General features: G+C 73.4%; 15 protein-coding genes. 10 read left to right on the forward strand and 5 right to left on the reverse strand.

Annotation, left to right across the window (positions count from 1 at the left end; all coding sequences use genetic code 11):
- The first annotated feature begins 55 nt into the window (after positions 1–55).
- From scy to ACZ303_RS10785, 7 genes are all read left to right on the forward strand, one after another.
- Positions 56–4810, forward strand: coding sequence for a polarized growth protein Scy (scy, locus tag ACZ303_RS10755; RefSeq protein ID WP_467337275.1), 4755 nt, complete (start codon positions 56–58; stop codon positions 4808–4810).
- Between the two features lie 114 nt (positions 4811–4924).
- Positions 4925–5863 carry a coiled-coil domain-containing protein gene (locus ACZ303_RS10760; RefSeq protein WP_215081657.1) on the forward strand — a complete coding sequence of 313 codons (939 nt, stop codon included), beginning with the start codon at positions 4925–4927 and terminating at the stop codon, positions 5861–5863.
- Positions 5864–6072: 209 nt separating this feature from the next.
- Positions 6073–7053: an ABC transporter ATP-binding protein gene (locus ACZ303_RS10765; RefSeq protein WP_467337278.1), complete on the forward strand. Its 981-nt coding sequence runs from the start codon at positions 6073–6075 to the stop codon at positions 7051–7053.
- Between the two features lie 2 nt (positions 7054–7055).
- Positions 7056–7826, forward strand: a complete 771-nt coding sequence (locus ACZ303_RS10770) for an ABC transporter permease (RefSeq protein ID WP_467337280.1) — start codon at positions 7056–7058, stop codon at positions 7824–7826.
- Between the two features lie 94 nt (positions 7827–7920).
- Entirely contained in the window at positions 7921–8841 is a 921-nt protein-coding gene (locus ACZ303_RS10775) for a hypothetical protein (RefSeq protein ID WP_467337282.1), read from the forward strand.
- 78 nt (positions 8842–8919) lie between these two features.
- Entirely contained in the window at positions 8920–10134 is a 1215-nt protein-coding gene (locus tag ACZ303_RS10780; protein ID WP_467337284.1) for an ABC transporter ATP-binding protein, read from the forward strand.
- A complete protein-coding gene (locus ACZ303_RS10785) occupies positions 10131–11048 on the forward strand; it encodes an ABC transporter permease (protein WP_467337286.1) in 918 nt (305 codons plus the stop codon). The genes ACZ303_RS10780 and ACZ303_RS10785 overlap by 4 nt, the downstream gene beginning before the upstream one ends.
- 4 nt (positions 11049–11052) lie before the next feature.
- Here ACZ303_RS10785 and ACZ303_RS10790 read toward each other — a convergent pair whose 3' ends face one another.
- Positions 11053–11385, reverse strand: coding sequence for an ATP/GTP-binding protein (locus ACZ303_RS10790; protein ID WP_467337288.1), 333 nt, complete (start codon positions 11383–11385; stop codon positions 11053–11055).
- 204 nt (positions 11386–11589) lie between these two features.
- On the opposite strand from ACZ303_RS10790, the gene ACZ303_RS10795 reads away from it, so the two are divergent.
- On the forward strand, positions 11590–12615 hold the full coding sequence (locus ACZ303_RS10795; protein ID WP_467337290.1) for an LLM class flavin-dependent oxidoreductase: 1026 nt from the start codon (positions 11590–11592) through the stop codon (positions 12613–12615).
- Positions 12616–12750: 135 nt separating this feature from the next.
- On the opposite strand, the gene ACZ303_RS10800 is transcribed toward ACZ303_RS10795, so the two are convergent.
- On the reverse strand, positions 12751–13143 hold the full coding sequence (locus ACZ303_RS10800; protein ID WP_467337293.1) for an SCO5389 family protein: 393 nt from the start codon (positions 13141–13143) through the stop codon (positions 12751–12753).
- Between the two features lie 211 nt (positions 13144–13354).
- Here ACZ303_RS10800 and nucS point away from each other — a divergent pair, with 211 nt between their 5' ends.
- A complete protein-coding gene (nucS, locus tag ACZ303_RS10805; RefSeq protein ID WP_116213924.1) occupies positions 13355–14017 on the forward strand; it encodes an endonuclease NucS in 663 nt (220 codons plus the stop codon).
- A 73-nt stretch (positions 14018–14090) separates the two neighbouring features.
- Here the strand turns inward: nucS and ACZ303_RS10810 are convergent, their stop codons facing one another.
- From ACZ303_RS10810 to ACZ303_RS10820, 3 genes are all read right to left on the reverse strand, one after another.
- Complete coding sequence (locus tag ACZ303_RS10810) at positions 14091–16676, reverse strand: ATP-binding protein (RefSeq protein ID WP_467337296.1); 2586 nt, start codon at positions 16674–16676, stop codon at positions 14091–14093.
- Positions 16677–17004: 328 nt separating this feature from the next.
- The gene (locus ACZ303_RS10815) at positions 17005–17328 is read right to left on the reverse strand and encodes an STAS domain-containing protein (RefSeq protein WP_116213923.1); all 324 of its coding nucleotides are present in this window, start codon (positions 17326–17328) and stop codon (positions 17005–17007) included.
- Positions 17329–17464: 136 nt separating this feature from the next.
- Positions 17465–18313 carry a 3-hydroxyacyl-CoA dehydrogenase family protein gene (locus ACZ303_RS10820; protein WP_467337298.1) on the reverse strand — a complete coding sequence of 283 codons (849 nt, stop codon included), beginning with the start codon at positions 18311–18313 and terminating at the stop codon, positions 17465–17467.
- 248 nt (positions 18314–18561) lie between these two features.
- Between ACZ303_RS10820 and ACZ303_RS10825 the strand changes: the two genes are divergently transcribed.
- Complete coding sequence (locus tag ACZ303_RS10825) at positions 18562–19134, forward strand: cob(I)yrinic acid a,c-diamide adenosyltransferase (RefSeq protein ID WP_467337300.1); 573 nt, start codon at positions 18562–18564, stop codon at positions 19132–19134.
- Positions 19135–19364: the final 230 nt, after the last annotated feature.

Below are 19364 nucleotides of genomic sequence, written 5' to 3' on the forward strand. Positions count from 1 at the left end.
TTACGCGGGACAGGGCCGGCCGCCAACGCGACCAGGGGACGGATGGGACCGCGCAGTGCGGGGCAACGACCGCTACGAGGCTGACGACCACCTCTCGCAATTCGAAGCCGAGATGGAGCGGCTGAAGAAGGAGCGGGAGAAGGCGGTCCAGCACGCCGACGACCTCGGCTATCAGGTCGAGGTGCTGCGCGCCAAGCTCCACGAGGCGCGCCGCAATCTCGCCCACCGTCCGGCATACGACACGGCCGATATCGGGTATCAGGCGGAGCAGTTGCTCCGTAATGCCCAGATTCAGGCCGAACAGTTGCGCACCGACGCCGAGCGCGAGCTGCGCGAGGCCCGGGCCCAGACGCAGCGGCTGCTCCAGGAGCACGCCGAGCGCCAGGCCCGGATGGAGGCGGAGCTCCACGCGGAGGCCGTCGCCCGCCGCCAGCGTCTGGACGAGGAGCTCAACGAGCGCCGCCAGACCGTCGAGTCGCACGTCAACGAGAACGTCGCCTGGGCCGAGCAGCTGCGGGCGCGCACGGAGTCGCAGGCGCGCCGGCTGCTGGAGGAGTCCCGGGCCGAGGCCGAGCAGGCCCTGGCCACGGCGCGCGCCGAGGCCCAGCGGCTGACCGAGCAGGCCCGCGGGCGGCTGAGCGCCGCCGCCGAGGAGGCGCGCGCGGAGGCCGAGGCGCTGCTGCGGCGTGCCCGCACGGACGCGGAGCGGCTGCTGACGGCCGCCTCCGCGCAGGCCCAGGAGGCCACCGACCACGCCGAGCAGCTGCGCACCGCGACCAGCACGGAGTCCGACCAGGCCCGTGCGACCGCGACGGAGCTGACGCGTACCGCCGAGGCACGGCTCCAGGAGGCCGACACGGCGCTGCGCGAGGCGCGGGCCGAGGCCGAGAAGCTGGTCACCGAGGCGAAGGAGTCGGCGACGCGCCGGCTCACGTCCGCCGAGTCGGAGAACGAGCAGCGCACCCGTACGGCCAAGGCCGAGATCGCCCGGCTGGTCGGCGAGGCCACGAAGGACGCCGAGGCGCTGAAGGCCGAGGCGGAGCAGCTGCGCGACGACGCGCGCGCCGAGGCCGACCGGATGCTGGCCGAGGCCGCCGAGAAGGCCCGCAGCGCGGTCGCGGAGGACTCCGCGGCACAGCTGGCGAAGGCGGCCCGGACGGCGGAGGAGGTGCTGACCAAGGCGTCGGAGGACGCCCAGGCCACCACGAAGGCCGCCGCGGCCGAGGCCGAGCGGATCCGCCGCGAGGCGGAGGCCGAGGCCGAGCGGCTGCGCGAGCAGGCAGCCGACACCGCCGAGCAGCTCAAGGGCGCGGCGAAGGACGACACCAAGGAGTACCGCGCCAAGACCGTCGAGCTCCAGGAGGAGGCCCGGCGGCTGCGCGGCGAGGCCGAGCAGCTGCGCGCGGACGCCGTCGCCGAGGGCGAGCGGATCCGTGGCGAGGCGCGCCGTGAGGCGCTGCAGCAGATCGAGGAGGCGGCCAGCACCGCCGAGGAGCTGCTCGCCAAGGCCAAGGCCGACGCGGAGGAGACCCGGGCCGGCGCGACCGCCGAGAGCGAGCGGGTGCGCGGCGAGGCCGCCGAGCGCGCGGCGACGCTGCGCAAGCAGGCCGAGGAGGCCCTGACGCGGGCCCGTTCCGAGGCCGAGGAGATGGCCGAGGAGGCCGAGGACCACGCCGAGCGCACCCGCACGGAGGCCGACGAGGCCGCCAAGCGGCTGCGCGAGGAGGCGGAGCGGGCCGCGGAGGCGCGGCTCGCGGAGGCAGACGAGGAACTGACCCGTCTCCAGACGGAGGCGGAGACGCGCGTCGAGGCCGCCGAGAAGGCGCTGCGCGAGGCCCGTACGGAGGCCGAGCGGCTGCGCCGGGAGGCGGCCGAGGAGACCGAGCGGCAGCGGGCCGAGGCCGCGGAGCGGGTCCGTACGCTCCAGGCGCAGGCCGAGGAGGAGGCCGAGCGGCTGCGCGCGGAGGCGGCCGAGGAGGCGTCGGCCGCCCGTGCCGAGGCCGAGACCGTGGCCACGCGGCTGCGGAGCGAGGCCGCCGCGGAGGTGGAGCGGCTGCGCACGGAGGCGCAGGAGACCGCCGACCGGGTGCGGGCCGAGGCCAACGCCGCCGCGGAGCGTACGGCCGCCGAGGCCGCCGAGGCGCTGACGGCCGCCCAGGAGGAGGCCGCCCGCCGCCGCCGTGAGGCCGAGGAGCTGCTGGGCGACGCCCGCACCGAGGCGCAGGCGGAGCGCGAGGCCGCGCGCGAGCAGAGCGAGGAGCTCCTCGCTTCGGCGCGCAAGCGGGTCGCGGAGGCGCAGGAGGAGGGTCGGCGCCTGGTCGAGGAGGCGGAGCAGCGCGCCAGTGAGCTGGTGTCCGCCGCCGAGCAGACCGCCCAGCAGGTGCGGGACTCCGTCGCCGGGCTGCACGAGCAGGCCGAGGAGGAGATCGCCGGACTGCGTTCGGCCGCCGAGCACAACGCGGAGCGCACGCTCACCGACGCCCAGGTCGAGGCGGACCGGGTACGGGCCGACGCCTACGCCGAGCGGGAGCGGGCCGGCGAGGAGGCCGCCCGTACGCGCGCCGAGGCGCAGGCCGCGTCCGAGGCCGCCACGTCGCTCGCGGAGCGCACGGTCGCGGAGGCGATGGCGGAGGGTCAGCGCCTGGAGGCGGAGGCCGCCCGCACGCTGGACGAGGCCCGCGAGGCCGCGGGGGCCCGCCGTACGGAGGCGGCCGCCCAGGCCGACGAGCTGCTCGCCGAGGCCATGGCCGAGGCCGAGAAGCTGCTGGCCGAGGCCGAGGCCGCGGTGGAGGCGGCGCAGCAGGACGCGTCGCGTACGGCCGACTCGGCCCGCGCGCAGGCCGACGCCCGCCGGGCGGAGGCAGCGGAGCAGGCCGACGCGCTGATGGCCGAGGCCACGCTGGAGGCCGAGAAGCTGGTCGCCGAGGCGGCCCGGACCGTCGAGGACGCCCGCGAGAGCGCCGAGGCGCACCGCGCGCAGGTCGCCGAGCGGGCCGAGAAGCTGCTGGCCGACGCCACCGCCGAGGCGGAGCGGCTGCGCGCCGACGCCGCCCGCGCGCTGGAGGAGGCCCGTGCGGCCGCCGAGGCGCGCGAGGCGGAGGCGGGTGCCGAGGCCGAGCGGCTGGTGGCCGAGGCCGAGCGGACGGTCGACGAGGCCCGCGAGGCCGCGAACGCCCGCCGCACGGAGGCCGCCGAGCACGCCGACGCGCTGATCGCCAAGGCCACGGCCGAGGCGGAGCGGATGGTGTCCGACGCGTCCGCGAAGGCGCAGCAGATGCGTACGGACGCCTCCGACGCGCTGGCGGCGGCCGAGCAGGACGCGTCGCGGGCGCGGGCCGAGGCCCGCGAGGACGCGAACAAGATGCGTTCGGAGGGCCACGCCGAGGCGGAACGGATCGTCAACGCCGCGACCGAGCTCACCTCTTCGGCGCAGGAGGACGCCGACCGGATCGTCGACGAGGCGCGGGAGGCGGCGAACGCCCACCGCACCGAGGCGGCCGAGCAGGCGGACGCGCTGATCGCCGAGGCCACGGCCGAGGCGGAGCGGATGGCCGCCGAGGCGGCGCGGACGATGGAGGAGGCCCGGGCGGCCGCCGAGGCGCACCGCGCGGAGGTCGTCGAGCAGGCCGAGCGGACGCGTGCGGACGCCGACGCCGCGTCGGAGCGGCTGCGTGCCGAAGGGGCCGAGGCCCTGGAGACCGCGCAGCGCGAGGCGTCCCGGATGATGGACGAGGCGCGCGAGGCCGCGAACTCCCGTCGCACGGAGGCGGCCGAGCAGGCGGACGCGCTGATCGCCGAGGCCACGGCCGAGGCGGAGCGGATGGCCGCCGAGGCGGCGGAGGCGCTCAGTTCCGCGCAGGAGAACGCCAACAGCACACGGGCGGATTCGGCCAAGCTCAAGGCCGACGCCGTCATGGAGGCCGAGCGGCTCGCCGCCGAGGCGCGCGCCGAGGGCGAGCGTACGGTCGACGAGGCGCGCGAGGCCGCCGCTCAGCGGCTCAACGAGGCCGCGGAGAAGGCCGACGCGCTCATCGCCAAGGCGCAGGAGGAGGCCCTGCGGGCCGCTGCCGCCGCCGAGGAGCAGGCCGACACCATGGTGGGCGCCGCCCGCCGGGAGGCCGAGCGCATCGTCACGGAGGCCACGGGCGAGGGCAACGCCCTGGTGGAGCAGGCCCGTACGGACGCCAACACGCTGCTCGCCGAGGCGCGCGGGGACGCGACCGCCATAAGGGAGCGCGCGGACGAGCTGCGCACCCGCATCGAGGGCGAGGTCGAGGAGCTGCACGGCCGGGCGCGCCGGGAGGCCGCCGAGGCGATGCAGTCGGCGGGCGAGCGCTGCGACAAGCTGGTGACCGCCGCGACCGAACAGCTCGCCGAGGCCGAGGAGAAGGCGAAGAAGCTCGTCTCCGACGCGGGCAACGAGGCGAGCAAGGTCCGTCTCGCCGCGGTCCGCAAGGCCGAGGCGCTGCTCAAGGAAGCCGAGCAGAAGAAGGCCGCGGTCATCCGTGAGTCGCAGGCGCTGCTGAAGGACGCCGAGGAGAAGCAGGCGGCCGCCGTACGCGAGGCGGAGCGCCTGCGCACCGAGGGTGCGGAGGAGGCCAAGCGGCTCGTCGAGGAGGGGAAGCGGGAGTTGGAGGTCCTGGTGCGTCGCCGCGAGGACATCAATGCCGAGATTTCCCGTGTCCAGGACGTGTTGGAAGCGTTGGAATCATTTGAAACCCCGGGGGCGGGAAGCGCCAAAGAGGGCGGGGTGAAGGCAGCAGCGGGTGCGGGTGCAACTCGATCGGGTGGCAAGCAGTCACAGAAGTAGCCACTCGTACGAGGGGACATTCTCCAGATCTGCCGACCGTCTACTCGATGACACGCCGCTCGCACCCCTAGGATTCCCTCTATCACCTCACCGGTCTCTTATGACAGGAACCCCATGAGCGACACTTCCTCCCCCTTCGGCTTCGAGCTCGTGCGGCGTGGATACGACCGCGGCCAGGTGGACGACCGTATTACCAAGCTCGTCGCCGACCGTGACAGCGCACTGGCTCGAATCACCTCTCTGGAAAAGCGGATCGAGGAGCTCCACCTCGAAACGCAGAACGCTCAGGCCCAGGTCAACGACGCGGAGCCGTCCTACGCGGGGCTGGGAGCGCGGGTCGAGAAGATCCTTCGGCTGGCCGAGGAAGAGGCCAAGGATCTCCGTGAGGAGGCCCGGCGCGCCGCCGAACAGCACCGCGAGCTGGCCGAGTCGGCCGCCCAGCAGGTGCGCAATGACGCGGAGTCGTTCGCCGCCGACCGCAAGGCGAAGGCGGAGGACGAGGGCGCCCGGATCGTCGAGAAGGCGAAGGGTGACGCCGCCACCCTGCGTGCCGAGGCGCAGAAGGACGCGCAGTCCAAGCGCGAGGAGGCCGACGCCCTCTTCGAGGAGACCCGCGCCAAGGCCGCCCAGGCCGCCGCCGACTTCGAGACCAACCTCGCCAAGCGCCGTGAGCAGTCCGAGCGCGACCTGGCGTCCCGTCAGGCCAAGGCCGAGAAGCGCCTGGCGGAGATCGAGCACCGCGCCGAGCAGCTGCGCCTGGAGGCCGAGAAGCTGCGCACGGACGCCGAGCGCCGGGCCCGCCAGACGGTGGAGACCGCGCAGCGCCAGGCCGAGGACATCGTGGCCGACGCGAACGCCAAGGCGGACCGGATCCGCAGCGAGTCCGAGCGCGAGCTGGCGGCGCTGACCAACCGCCGCGACTCCATCAACGCCCAGCTGACCAACGTCCGCGAGATGCTGGCGACGCTGACCGGCGCCGCCGTGGCCGCGGCCGGCGCGCCCGGCGACGACGAGCCGATCTCCCGCGGCGTCCCGGCCCAGCAGAGCCGCTGACGCCCGCACCGTACGCCGCAGTACCTCGCAGTACCCGCAGTTCTACGCACCCCCGTACGCCGACGCCCCGTGTGCAGCCCCGAGCGGCACCCGGGGCGTCGGCGTGCCCGGAGGCGTTCCGGGAGGCCTTCCCCCGCGCGGTCGTCCGAGGTCATCCGGATGGCCCCCTACCGGTGGCGGAGGGAGGGGTCCGCCCTTACCGTGGCTGAATGATCGAGCTCCAGGGCCTGACCAAGCGCTACGGCGACAAGCTCGCCGTGGACGGCCTCACCTGCACGGTCCGGCCGGGGATCGTCACCGGCTTCCTGGGTCCCAACGGCGCGGGCAAGTCCACGACCATGCGGATGATGCTCGATCTCGACAACCCCACCGCCGGCACGGTCCTCATCGACGGCAAGCACTACCGACAGCTGAGGGACCCCCTCCGGGCCGTCGGCGCGCTCCTGGACGCCAAGGCGATGCACGGCGGCCGCAGCGCGTACAACCACCTGCTGTGCCTGGCCCAGAGCAATGGCATCCCCCGGTCCCGGGTGGGGGAGGTTCTGGACACGGTCGGCCTGACGTCGGTGGCCAAAAAGCGCTCCAAGGGCTTCTCGCTGGGCATGGGGCAGCGGCTCGGCATCGCGGGCGCGCTGCTGGGCGACCCCCGGATCCTGATGTTCGACGAACCGGTCAACGGCCTGGATCCCGAGGGCATCCACTGGATCCGCAATCTGATGAAGAATCTGGCCTCCCAGGGGCGTACGGTCTTCGTCTCCTCGCACCTGATGAGCGAGATGGCGCTGACCGCCGACCACTTGGTCGTCATCGGTCAGGGGCGGCTGCTCGCGGACACCTCGATGGCCGACTTCATCGCGCGGAACTCCCGGTCGTACGTACGGCTGCGCTCGCCGGACCACGAGCGGCTGCTGGACGCGCTGGCCCTGTCCGGCGTCAAGGCCGTGACCGGCGTGGACGGCACGCTGGAGGTGGACGGCACCGATGCCGCGCGGCTGGGCGAGCTGGCCTCGCGGCACGGGATCGTCCTGCATGAGCTGAGCCCGCAGCAGGCATCGCTGGAGGAGGCGTTCATGCGGCTCACCGCCGAGTCGGTGGAGTACCACGCGCACAGCGGGCCGGTCGCCCAGGCGGAGCCGGGGCAGCCGCCGGGTGCCGGCTGGGGCGCCGACTGGCGCAAGAAGGGGTCCTGACGATGGCTTTGGCGACACAGGTTCTCCGGTCGGAATGGACGAAGATCAAATCCGTCCGCTCCACGGTGTGGACGCTCGGTCTCGCATTGGTGGTGACGATCGCACTCGGCGCCCTGATCAGCGCTTTCACCAATACCAACTTCGATGAAATGCCAACGAAGGACAAGGTCGCCTTCGATCCGACATTTACGAGTTTCGCGGGGATGGGTCTCGGCCAACTCGCAATGATCGTTTTTGGCGTTCTGGTCGTCTCCAACGAATACAGCACCGGAATGATCCGGACCTCTCTCGCGGCCGTCCCCCAGCGCGGCGCCTTTCTCTTCTGCAAGATCACCGTCGCCACGCTGCTCGTTCTGGTCGTCGGCATGATCACCAGCTTCGCGGCGTTCTTCGTCGGCCAGTCGATGCTCGGCGATCACAAGGCGGCGCTCGGCGATCCGGGTGTGCTGCGCGCGGTGATCGGCGGCGGGCTCTATATGACGCTGATCGCGCTGTTCTCGATGGGCGTCGCGACGATGCTGCGCAGCCCGATGCTGTCGCTGGGCATCCTGATGCCGTTCTTCTTCATCATCTCCAGCGTCCTCGGCGCGGTCTCCGCCACGAAGAAGGTCGGGCAGTACCTCCCCGACCAGGCCGGACACAAGATCATGCAGGTGGTGACGATCGGCGACGAGGCGCCGTACGGGCCATGGGGCGGCTTCGCGATCATGGCGGTGTGGACGGCGGCGGCGCTGATCGGCGCGTACGTCCTGCTGAAGCGGCGCGACGCGTAGCCCGCGGCCGGGCGGGCGCTTCCGGGCGCTCTGGGGCCGCGCCCCGCGTTCCGGCAGACTGGAGCCGACCGCCCTCCCGGAAGGACCGGCACCCGTGACGGACCGCAGCCTCAAGGCGCTCGGCCTCGCCGGGGCGCCCGCCGACTTCCCGCTCACCTACCCCGGCCGCCCGGTCACCGAGCCCGCCCTGCTCACGGGCGACGAACTGCTCCCCCTGCGCGTCCGGACGGGCCGGCTCGGCACCTGGGGGGTGGTGACGGCGATGGACGACCCCGAAGCCGCCCCCGGCCCGGATCACGAGCCGGTCCTCGACGACGTCCTCGACAGCCTGGGCCTGCCCCGCACCGGGCGCCGCCACCCCGTCGTCGCCGTCGGTTCCAACGCCTCGCCCGCCCAGCTCCACCACAAGCTCACCTCGCGCGGCCTGCCCACGGCCGTGCCCATGGTGCCGGTGCGGGTGCGCGGGGTCGCGGTCGGCTGCTCCGGGCACATCGGCAGGAACGGTTACGTCGCCGCCGCGCCGTACGCCGACCCGGCCGCCGAGCTCACGCTGGTGATCAGCTGGCTGGACACCGCGCAGCTCGCGGCCGTCGACGCCACCGAGCTCAACTATCTGCGGGTGCTCCTGCCCGGCGCCGATTTCCCCATGACCATGCCGGACGGCACCCGGCTCGGTGGCGCGTACCTCTACGTCAGCGTGCACGGTGTCCTCATCGACCGGCACACCGGCCGGCCGCTGCCCGGCGGCGGCGACCAGTGGGCCCTGCTCGGCGGGCTGCTCGCCGCCTCGCCCGACCTGCACGCCCTGCTGGGCCCCGACCCGGCCCGCTGGGTGGAGCGGGCGCGGGCGGACGAGGCGGTACGGGCGGAAGGCAAGCGGATCTTCCGCAGCCAGGGCCTGCTGCTGACGGGAAGCGGCCTCCCGGCCCCCGAGGACACCGGAGCGGCGCCGCGCCGCTACGAGGAGTTGCCGCCCCACCCGGGGTCGTTCGACCCTTGCGCAAATCCACCTTAGGCAGGAACCGTCAACCCCTCGTTATGCTCCTAACCCTTACGGGGGCGTATGCCCCGAGGATCTCGTGAAGGGCGGAGCATGATCGAGGCAGTCGGCCTGACGAAGCGCTACGGCGCCAAGACGGCCGTGCACAATCTGTCGTTCCAGGTGCGGCCGGGGGCCGTCACCGGCTTCCTGGGCCCCAACGGATCCGGCAAGTCCACGACGATGCGCATGATCCTTGGCCTGGACATGCCCACTTCCGGTCACGTCACCATCGGTGGCCACCCCTTCCGCCGGCTGCCCAACGCGCCCCGCCAGGTCGGCGCCCTGCTCGACGCCAAGGCCGTGCACGGCGGCCGCAGCGCCCGGCTGCACCTGCTCTCCCTCGCCCAGCTCGCCGGCATCCCGGCCCGCCGGGTGGACGAGGTGCTCGGCGTCGTGGGCCTCCAGAACGTGGCGAAGCGCCGCTCCCGCGGCTTCTCGCTCGGCATGGGCCAGCGCCTGGGCATCGCGGCCGCCCTCCTCGGCGACCCCCAGGTCCTCCTCTTCGACGAGCCGGTCAACGGCCTCGACCCCGAGGGCATCCTCTGGGTGCGCAACCTCATGAAGCAGCTCGCCGCCGAGGGCCGCACCGTCTTCGTCTCCTCGCACCTGATGAGCGAGATGGCCCTCACCGCCGACCACCTGATCGTCATCGGCCGCGGTCAGCTGCTCGCCGACATGAGCGTGAAGGACTTCATCTCGGCGAACTCCGCGGACTTCGCGCGCGTACGCACCCCCGACGCCGAGCCGGCGAGCCGCGAGAAGCTCACGGCCGCGATCGTCGAGGCCGGCGGCAATGTGCTGCCCGAGCCGGACGGCGCCCTGCGCGTCACGGGCGTGCCCCTGCCCCGGATCAGCGACCTCGCGCACGACGCGGACGTCCGCCTCTGGGAGCTCTCCCCGCACCAGGCGTCCCTGGAGGAGGCGTACATGCGGATGACGCAGGGCGCCGTCGACTACCGCTCCACCACCGACCAGCGGGCCGGCCTCCAGCCCGCCGCCGACCCGTACGGCTACGGACCCGGCGCACCCGCGCCGCAGGGCTGGGGCCAGCCGCCGGCCAACCCCTACCCCGCACTCCCGGGCGAGCGGCCCAATCCGTACGCCCAGCCGCAGCCGATGCCCCAGGCGCACCCGGCGATACCTCCGCAGGCCCCGCCCGCCGCTCCCGTGGCCGCCGCACCGGCCGCACCCGGCGACGCCACCGCCCCCACGACCGCACCCGCCCCCGCCGACCTGACCAAGCGTGACAGCGAGGACGCCCGATGACCGCCCCCCAGCACCCCCAGCCGCCCGCGCCGCCGCAGTTCGCGCCGCAGCCGCAGGCTCCCGGCTACGCGCAGCAGGCCGCGCCGGGCCAGTGGCCCGGCGCCGGCCCGGTCGGGTACGTCTCGCCCATCCCGGTGCGGAAGTCGAACCTCGCCGACGCGATCGCCGCAGAGTGGACCAAGCTGCGGTCCCTGCGGTCGACGATATGGACGCTCGGCGTCATGGTCGTGCTCATCATCGGCCTCGGGCTGCTGATCGGCTTCGCCGTGGAGGCGGCGATCGACGGGAACGACGCGGAGGACGCCACGCCGCTGATGTTCGGCGCGTACGGCGTGCTGCTGGGCCTCGTCTGCGTGATCACCCTCGGGGTGCTGACGATCTCGTCCGAGTACGGCACGGGCCTGATCCGTACGACCCTGACCGCCTGCCCGGACCGCGCGCGCGTGCTGTCGGCGAAGGCGATCGTGTTCTTCCTGCTGGTCTTCACGGTCACCACGGTGTCGATGCTGCTGGTGGGGCTGATGGATTCCGCGATCCTCGGCGACCGCCTCAGCGAGCCGAGCGGCTCGGACTGGCTGCTGGCGACGGTCGGCGTGGGGGTGTTCGTGGCCCTCGTGGGGCTCGTCGCGCTCGCCGTGGGCACGGTCGTCCGGCACTCCGCGGGCGCGATCACGGCCATGCTGGGCGTGGTGCTGCTGCCGCTGGTCGTCCAGATGTTCCTGACCATGGACAGCATGGACGGCGTGCGGGACTTCCTGCTGAAGTACTCGATCCCGACCCAGCTGATCTCCCTCTACGGCGCCTTCGAGGGCGGCACGGGACCGACCGGCTGGGACGCGGTCTGGATCATGGCGGGGGTGGCCGCGGTCACCCTGGGCGGCGCCTACACCGCGCTGCTCAAGCGCGACGCGTAGGACCTCAATACCGCGGTGCGTTACGGGACCGCTGGAGCCGAGCGCTCCGGCGGTCCTTCGCGTTCCAGCAGGCCTTGTGCCAGTGGCGCCGGTCCTCCACGCCCCCGCCGTACTGCGGCCAGGCGACCAGGTGCGGCACCCCGGGCGGGATCTCCTGATCGCAGCCGGGGCAGCGATAGTGCTTCGCGGCCGCGCCGCCGCCGATCGTGCGCACCGCCCACTCCTCCCCTTGCCAGGACTCCGTGTGCTCCAGCCCGTAGCGCTGGAAGCCGCCCTCGCGAGGGGCGTCGGCTGGCTTGTCGGGACCGCCTCGCGGGCGGTTTCGGCGCGGAGACACGGGGCACCTCGGAGGTCTGGGGAGCTACGGGCCGTGACCAGGTTACGCGTCACGGTCACCGTCGGGGGCGGCCCTCCCTTGGGCGTCACCCGCGCTGCTCTCCGATCATCATGAAAACTTAACGTGGGGCCGTGCCCATGGCACGTGTCAGGCGTTATTTCGGGTGGGGGGATGCCGCGTCGGTCGCTAGGAGGAGTAAGAGCGATGCGCGTTGGAGCATTCGTCCTGGCCGCACAGTTCCCCGGCCAGGGGCACGGGGAAGCGCTGCACCGAGCCGTGCGATCGGCGGTGGTCGCCGAGGAGTCCGGGCTGGACGCCGTCTGGCTCGCCGAGCACCATTTCGTGCCGTACGGCGTCTGCCCGTCCGCGGTGACGCTGGCCGCCCTGCTGCTGGGCCGCACCCGCCGCATTCACATCGGCACGGCGGTGAGCGTCCTGCCCACGGTGCATCCCGTCGCGCTGGGCGAGCAGACGGCGCTGCTGCACCTCGCCTCCGAGGGCAGGTTCACCCTCGGGGTGGGCCGCGGCGGCCCGTGGGTCGACCTGGAGGTGTTCGGCTCCGGTCTGAGCGCCTACGAAGAGGGGTTCCCCGAGTCCCTCGAACTGCTGATGCGCTGGCTGCGGGAGCCCCGCGTGGGCGCCTCCGGCCCCCGCTTCCGGTTCCGGGACGTCCCGGTCGTACCGCGCCCGGACGAGCTGGAGGATCGTTCCGCCCCGCCCGTGATCGTCGCCTGCACCTCCCCCGCGAGCGTGCGGCTGGCGGCCGGGCACGGCCTGCCGATGCTGCTCGGGATGCACAGCGACGACGAGGAGAAGGCGGAGATGGTCGCCCTGTGGCGCAAGTGCGCGCTGGAGGCGGGGCGTTCACCCGAGGAGATCGCCGCGGCCGGCCATGTGTCGGCCGGGGTCGCACAGGTCGGGGACCGGCGCCAGGAGGCCGCGGAGACGCTGACCAAGGCCATGCCCGGCTGGCTGCACCAGGGGCTCTCCGCGCATGTCACGGTCGACGGCCGGACGCGGCGAATGCGCGATCCGCTGGAGTACACACAGTTGTTGTGCGATCTCCATCCGGTGGGCCCGCCGCGGCTCTGCGCGGACCGCCTCGCGGCCACCGCGGAGCGTACGGGCATCTCCCGCTTCGCCCTCCTGACCGAGGGCTCCGGCGACCTCGCCGCCACCGAGGACAACCTCCGCCGACTGGGCACCGAGGTCCTCCCGCTGCTCGCCTGACGCCTTCCCCGACCCCCTCCGGCCTCCTCCCGGGCCCGACCCGCGTCGCCCGTGCGCCGCCGATCAGCCGCCGCCGGAGCTGCCGCCCCTGCACTGAAAGCACCTCCCGGGGTGCGGAGCGGCAGCACGGACGCGTCAGCAGTCCCGGAGCTCGGGGGACTGGTTCAGCAGCTGACCGCGGATGGAGGTGAAGCGGGCGAAGCGGTCATCGGCCGACGGGCCGATGGGGAAGACCGCCACCCGATGGCAGTTCTGGAACGCCAGGCGCACACCGAAGTGCCGCTCCAGCGCACCGCGGATCGCGTCACTCGCCAGGGCGCGCAGCAGTTGACCGCGGGCCCGCTCGTCCGGCGGGGGCGTCTGGTTGTCGGCGAACTCGCCACCGTCGATCTTGAGCCGGGCCACCAGGGAGCTGATCATCTCCCACGCGTACGGCAGGGAGGTCCGGACGCAGCCGACGAATTCCGCTTCGTCGACCTCGCCTCGCTCGGCCTGTTCAAGGAGGGCCGGTGAGACGTCGAGCGACATGAGTTCTCCTTTTCTCACAACCCCAGCGCGCAGGGTCTAGGGATGGGCGGGCGGACGACGACGCCCTGTGCCCGTACGACGACCGCCCGCTTCAACGGTAAATCGGCCACTGCGGGCGCACCAGGAGAACGCATCAACAACCGGCCACGGGTCATGGCATGAAAAGAGGCGAATCGCGTCGAGGGGCAGGTGTCGAGTAGCGTGACTCACCATGCGTCTCGTCATTGCCCGTTGCTCCGTGGACTACGCGGGCCGGCTCACCGCCCACCTCCCCTCCGCCCCGCGACTGATCCTCGTGAAGGCGGACGGCAGCGTCTCGATCCACGCGGACGACCGTGCCTACAAACCCCTCAACTGGATGTCCCCGCCGTGCACCCTCAAGGAGGGCGACGGTTCGGTGTGGACGGTGGTCAACAAGGCGGGCGAGAAGCTGATCATCACGATGGAGGAAGTGCTGCACGACTCCTCGCACGAGCTCGGCGTCGACCCGGGCCTCATCAAGGACGGCGTGGAAGCGCACCTCCAGGAGCTCCTCGCGGACCGCATCGAGACGCTCGGTGAGGGGTATACCCTGATTCGCCGCGAGTACCCCACCGCCATCGGCCCGGTCGACATCCTCTGCCGGGACGCGGACGGCGCCACGGTGGCCGTCGAGCTCAAGCGCCGCGGCGACATCGACGGTGTCGAGCAGCTCACCCGCTATCTGGAGCTGCTCAACCGCGACCCGCACCTGGCCCCGGTGCGCGGCGTCTTCGCCGCCCAGGAGATCAAGCCGCAGGCGCGCGTCCTGGCGACGGACCGCGGCATCGGCTGCCTGGTCCTGGACTACGACGCGATGCGCGGCATCGAGGACGACAAGCTGCGGCTGTTCTGAGGTACTGACGCCCGAGGGCCCGTACCTCCCCGATGGGGGGTACGGGCCCTCGCGTTGTCGTCTCAGGGTCGTCTCAGGCCGCCGGCGCGCCCGCCTGGAGCGAGGACGCGCCGCCGTCCGCCGGCTTGCTGCCGGAGGCGGGACCGCTCGCGGAGTTCGAGCCGCCGCCCGCCGAGGGCTGGGACTGGCTCGGCGTGGGGTTCGTGGGCTGCGACGGGGACTCGCCGCCGCTGCTCCTGCTCGGCGAGGGGTTCGCCGACTTCGAGGGTTCGCCGCCGCCCGACGAGCGCGACGGGCTGTGCGAGGGCCCGCCCGGGGAGGACGGCGACCCGGAGGGCTCGCCGCCGCGGCTCGGGGAGCCGCTCGGCGAGGCGCTGCCGGACGCGCCCGGCGACGGGCTGCCGGAGGCGCTCGGGCCGGCCGACTGGCCCGGCTTGCCCGGCCGGCCGGGGACCTGGCCGCCGCCGGTGCCGCCGCCTGCGGGCTGGTCGGCGTTCAGGGGGCTGTTGCCGTCCTGCTGGGACGCGGACTGGCCGGGCTTGACGCCGTCGGGGGACTTGTCGTCCTGGCCGCCGGAGGTGGCACCCAGGGTGACGACGGTGCCCAGGACGGCCGCGAGCAGGGCGCCCGCGCCCGCCGCCGCCAGATTGCGGCGGGTGCCGGCCACCATCAGCTTCCGCGCCCAGGGCTGGCGCGGCGGCGTGGGCGGGGGGCTCGCGACCCGGTGGAAGACCGTGGTGGTGAACGGGTCCGACGCCGCGGGGGCCGCGGGGGCGGCCGGCACGTACGGGGGCGTGGCCGACTCCTCCCTGCGCGCGTCCGGGATCTCCTCGCCCGCGGGCGCCCGGCCGGCCGGCTCGGCGGCCGGCACGGGCGGCGGCACCGGTGCGGGCCGCGCGGGCTCGGCGCGAGGGGTGGCCATGGGCACCGGGGCGGCGCCCATCGACAGGCCGGAGCGGTCCGCGACCAGCGCGAGCGCCCGGCGGCCCGCTATGGCGCCGCGCTTGTCCGCGAGGACGCCGCGCATCCCGACGGACGCCTCCAGCTCGGCGCGGGCCCGGTCGACATTGCCGGTGCACAGCGCCAGTACGCCCAACTCGTGGTGGAAATACGCTTCTTCACCGACCTCGCCCGCGCGCCGGGCGGCCTCCTGGCCGTACCGGAGAGCGCGCTCCCACGCGTTCCAGTGCAGCGCCGCGGCGAACGCGGGCGAGACCGTGCGGGCCAGCAGCACCGCGGCGGCCGGGTGCCCGGGCTCGCCGTCGGTGACCAGGACGCTCATGGCGGCAAGGACGGCGTCGGCCTCGGCGGCCGCGCGCTCGGGGGCGACGGAGGGGTGGCCGGCCCACCAGGCGTAGTGCTGGGCGGCCGTGTGCGCACGCTCGGCGGCGTCCGTGCCGTACCCCTCGCCGAGCAGTTGCTCGGCGACGCCCGCCGCCAGCCGGTAGCGCGAGCCGGTGGCGGTGATCAGCCCGCTGGCGAGCAGCTCGCCGATGGCGGCGTCCGCGTGGGTGTCGCCGACGAGGGCCGGCAGGTGTGCCTGGTGCGGGACCTCGCCGGCGAGGGCGATGGCGAAGCGCAGGGTGTCGCGGGCGGCGTCGCCGAGCCGGGCGACGAGCAGCGCGACGGGGGCCGCGGCCACCGCGAGCGGGGGCAGCGGGATGGAGGTCCGGGACTCGGCGGCGCCGTCGGCGTCGGCGGCGGCGATGTAGGGCCGCTCGGCGAAGACGCCGAACTCGTCGACGGCGGCCGGGTCGGCGCTCATCTCGTCGCGCTGCCGCAGCAGCGCGCCGGCCTGGACGAAGCGCAGCGGCAGCCCCTCCGACTCGAACCACAGGTCCGCCGCCCAGTCGGCCTCCTCGTCGGTGAGGGGCCGGTCCACGGCGTGCTCCAGCAGCTCCAGGCAGCCGGTGCGGTCGAGGCCGCCGAGGAACACCTCTTCGAGGTGTGAATCGGCGGACGGCGCGGCGACGTCGGGCGTGGCCGCGAGGAGGAAGGCGCACTCGGGGGTGGCGTCGAGGAGCTCGTCGAGGGCGCCGCCGCCGAATTCGAGGTCGTCCAGGACGACGACCGCGCCGATCTCGTGGACGGCGGCCAGCAGCTCGGCCCGGTCGGGGCGGTGCAGGGGCGCGTCGTGGACGGCGGCGAACAGCTCGTACAACAGGTCGCCGGCGGTGCGGTGGTGGCCGCTGAGGCGGACGACGCCATCGGGCGCGAGGCCCTCGCAGTCGGCGGCGACGGCGTTCAGCAGCACGGTGCGGCCGGAGCCGGCGGGGCCGGTGAGGCGCACGGAGCGGCCGCGGGAGAGCAGGCGGGTGAGCCGCTCGCGCTCCTCCTGGCGCTCCAGCAGCGGAAGCTCGGGGCCGGCCTGGCGGGCGGGCGGCGGCGGTGCGGCGGCGCGGGTCAGCTCGGCGCGCTCGGCGGGGCCGTGCCGTCCGGGGCGGCCGGGGCGGCGGCCGGGCAGGCAGGGTTCGATCTCGCTGCCGTCGACGGGGTTGACGGTGAGGACGTAGTCGCCCGCGACGAGCCGGACGACGCGGACGGGCCCGGCGCTCCTGCCGACGGGCTCACGGTCCACCGTCGGCCGCTCCGGGGCGCTGTCGGCGACAGCCTCGTGGCCGTGGTCGCCGAACTCATCGGATCGGTTCGTCGGGTCCATGGTGAAAGCCCCCCAATGCGTGGCGTGCCGTCGTGCCCTCCCGGCCTGTCCGCACTCCCTCACCCACAGCCGGGACGAACCCGGCCGGCGCTTCGTGTCCGGTGCCCGCCGTGGGCGTGCTGATGCGGCCTATGCGGCGGGAAAACCGAACCTCAGACCTCCGGACAGTATCCATGAATACCCGAGCGGCTCGCCGCCCGGGGCATGTCACAGTCTCATGAGAAGCGGAGGGACAAATCGGAAACAGGGCGGCCGGGGGCCCCGCCGCCCCACGGGCACCGGAACGCCGGGCTCCGCGACGGGAGCCGGCTCGCCGCCCGGGCCCGGCTCAGACCCGCGGCAGCGACTCGGCCTCGATGCCGCCCTCGATCGCGAGGATGCGGTGCAGTCGGGTGGCGACCAGCAGCCGCTGCATCCGGTCGGGCACGCCGCGCAGGACCAGCCGTCGGCCGGTGCGTCCCGCGCGGCGGTGGGCGCCCATGATGACGCCGAGGCCCGTCGCGTCCCAGGAGTCGAGCTCGGTGAGGTCGAGCACGAGGTCACCTCTGCCCGCGTCCAGCGCGGAGTGCAGCACCGTACGGGCGTCCGCCGCGCTGCGGACGTCGAGGCGCCCCCCGACGACCAGTTCGGCGTGGTCGCCCCTGATGTGCATATGCGCTCCCCGGAGTGGTGCGTGATGTGGGTGAGGTTCTAAAGAACTGACTGCCTCTCACACGACAAGGTTGCCGCTTGTTGGCGAACCGATACCTAATTCACCCCGGTGGGTGAATGGGCTGACGGCTGCACCGTCAGTGCTGGTAAAAGCCCTGCCCGCTCTTGCGGCCGAGGTCCCCGGCGTCGACCATGCGGCGCATGATCTCCGGCGGCGCGAACTTCTCGTCCTGGCACTCGGTGTAGATGTTGCCCGTGGCGTGCATGAGGATGTCGACACCGGTCAGGTCGGCGGTGGCCAGTGGGCCCATCGCGTGACCGAAGCCCAGCTTGCAGGCGATGTCGATGTCCTCGGCGGAGGCCACCCCGGACTCGTAGAGCTTGGCCGCCTCGACGACGAGCGCCGAGATCAGCCGGGTGGTGACGAAGCCGGCGACGTCGCGGTTGACGACGATGCAGGTCTTGCCGACGCCCTCGGCGAACTCGCGGGCGGCGGCGAGCGTTTCGTCACTGGTCTTGTACCCGCGGACCAGCTCGCAAAGCTGCATCATCGGCACCGGGGAGAAGAAGTGTGTGCCGACGACCCGCTCCGGGCGCTCCGTGGCGGCCGCGATCTTCGTGATCGGGATGGCGGAGGTGTTGGAGGCCAGGACGGTCTCGTCCTTCACCAGGCCGTCCAGGGTGCGGAAGATGTCCCGCTTGGTGTCGATGTCCTCGAAGACGGCCTCCACGACGATGTCGGCGTCGGCCGCGCCGTCGAGGTCGGTGGTCGTGGAGATCCGGGCCAGCGCCGCCTCGGCGGCCTCGGCGTCGAGCTTGCCCTTGGAGACGAACTTGTCGTACGAGGCCTTGATGCCGTCCGTGCCACGCCGCAGCGCCGCGTCGGTGACGTCCCGCAGGACGACGTCCCACCCGGCCTGAGCGGAGACCTGGGCGATCCCCGACCCCATCAGACCGGCCCCGATGACGGCGAGCTTCTTGGCCACTGCTGTCCCCTTACTCCCTGTGCACATGCCTGTTCAGCTACGGCTCTCGGCCGGACCTTAGCGCCCGCCGCGGCGCCGTTGGGCAGGAAGAGATACGCGTCACGTCCCAAATGACGGACATCACACTGGATAGTCACCACGCGGACCACACGCAGCAGTTGGGCCCCTCCAGCCTCAGGGATCACACGGACCTACGTGAGCGGTGTCCTTCTCCACCACCGGCCGAGCGCGTGGCTAGGCTCGTACCCATGGTCAATCTGACGCGCATCTACACCCGCACCGGTGACAGCGGCACCACCGCACTCGGCGACATGAGCCGCACCGTGAAGACCGACACCCGCATCGCCGCCTACGCCGACACCAATGAGGCGAACGCGGCGATCGGCGTGGCCATCGCCCTCGGGCAACTGCCGGAAGACGTCGTCAAGGTGCTCGTCCGCATCCAGAACGACCTCTTCGACGTGGGCGCCGACCTGGCGACGCCCGTCGTCGAGAACCCCAAGTACCCGCCGCTGCGCGTCGAGCAGTCCTACATCGACAAGCTGGAGGCGGACTGCGACCACTTCCTGGAGGACCTGGAGAAGCTCCGCAGCTTCATCCTCCCCGGCGGCACCCCCGGCGCGGCCCTGCTGCACCAGGCCTGCACGGTCGTACGCCGCGCGGAGCGCTCCACGTGGGCGGCGCTGGAACTCCACGCCGACATCATGAACACGCTCACGGCGACGTACCTCAACCGCCTGTCGGACCTGCTGTTCATCTTGGCCCGGACGGCGAACAAGGAGCTGGGCGATGTGCTGTGGGTACCGGGCGGGGAGCGCTGAGAGGGCGCGGCACCAACGGCCCGGCCGGGGGTTCGGGGGTTGCCCCCGAGAGATGCAGCATCCTCGCGCGGACGGCCAACAAGGAGCTGGGCGATGTGCTGTGGGTGCCGGGCGGGGAGCGCTGAGAGGGCGCGGCACCAACGGCCCGGCCGGGGGTTCGGGGGTTGCCCCCGAGAGATGCAGCATCCTCGCGCGGACGGCCAACAAGGAGCTGGGCGATGTGCTGTGGG

It is taken from the genome of Streptomyces sp. NPDC023527, assembly GCF_055560115.1.

What these genes read in the sequence shown, in the direction of transcription:
- ACZ303_RS10760 (WP_215081657.1), top strand. Translation starts at nt 4,925, where the DNA reads ATGAGCGACACTTCCTCCCCCTTCGGCTTCGAGCTCGTGCGGCGTGGA.
- ACZ303_RS10765 (WP_467337278.1), top strand. Translation starts at nt 6,073, where the DNA reads ATGATCGAGCTCCAGGGCCTGACCAAGCGCTACGGCGACAAGCTCGCC.
- ACZ303_RS10770 (WP_467337280.1), top strand. Translation starts at nt 7,056, where the DNA reads ATGGCTTTGGCGACACAGGTTCTCCGGTCGGAATGGACGAAGATCAAA.
- ACZ303_RS10780 (WP_467337284.1), top strand. Translation starts at nt 8,920, where the DNA reads ATGATCGAGGCAGTCGGCCTGACGAAGCGCTACGGCGCCAAGACGGCC.
- ACZ303_RS10785 (WP_467337286.1), top strand. Translation starts at nt 10,131, where the DNA reads ATGACCGCCCCCCAGCACCCCCAGCCGCCCGCGCCGCCGCAGTTCGCG.
- ACZ303_RS10795 (WP_467337290.1), top strand. Translation starts at nt 11,590, where the DNA reads ATGCGCGTTGGAGCATTCGTCCTGGCCGCACAGTTCCCCGGCCAGGGG.
- ACZ303_RS10800 (WP_467337293.1), bottom strand. Translation starts at nt 13,143, where the DNA reads ATGTCGCTCGACGTCTCACCGGCCCTCCTTGAACAGGCCGAGCGAGGC.
- nucS (WP_116213924.1), top strand. Translation starts at nt 13,355, where the DNA reads ATGCGTCTCGTCATTGCCCGTTGCTCCGTGGACTACGCGGGCCGGCTC.
- ACZ303_RS10810 (WP_467337296.1), bottom strand. Translation starts at nt 16,676, where the DNA reads ATGGACCCGACGAACCGATCCGATGAGTTCGGCGACCACGGCCACGAG.
- ACZ303_RS10815 (WP_116213923.1), bottom strand. Translation starts at nt 17,328, where the DNA reads ATGCACATCAGGGGCGACCACGCCGAACTGGTCGTCGGGGGGCGCCTC.
- ACZ303_RS10825 (WP_467337300.1), top strand. Translation starts at nt 18,562, where the DNA reads ATGGTCAATCTGACGCGCATCTACACCCGCACCGGTGACAGCGGCACC.